Genomic DNA, 570 nt, shown 5'->3' on the forward strand with positions numbered 1-570 from the left:
CTATCTATAGCAATAAAATTAATTGATCATTATTTAGTAATTGACCAGCATTTATTCATTTTTTGGAATTTTTTATAAAAAGATAATCTTACTTAAAAATTGCTAATCAAACATTTTGAGCAACATGCCAGCCAAAATATCAGCCAAATATAACTATATTGTATGTCATACGTCAGCTATTGACGCTTAGCACTCTACAGGTACAAAAAGATGTATCAAAAGTTTGCTTAGAATCTTAATTGTGCGCATAATAGCTCCATTGTAATAACCTACTATGGTCAAATATGATGAAAATAAAACCTCTTATTGCTTCTATGTCTATCGCTATCATTAGCGCTAGTATGAGTCTCAGTGCCGTTGCTGCAACCGATAATACGCGTACAACGCCAGCACGTACGGCTGACAAATTACCTGGTATTGCTGTATTGGCAAGCCTTGATGTACAAGAAAGTCGTAGCACATCAATTGATAACAATAACACAGTTGCTACGCCTAGCATCAAGCCTAAGACCACTGACAGTATGAGTGATCTGATCGACACTAAGCAAGATAACAGAATACAGTCAGCAT

The 570-nt window shown here is 35.4% G+C and carries 1 pseudogene; it reads left to right on the forward strand.

What is annotated here, in order from left to right:
• Positions 1-284 precede the first annotated feature (284 nt).
• Positions 285-570 (forward strand): annotated as a pseudogene (locus ACS8FD_RS23295) (L,D-transpeptidase family protein); the annotation flags it as partial.

The organism is Psychrobacter sp. 1U2 (assembly GCF_051847575.1).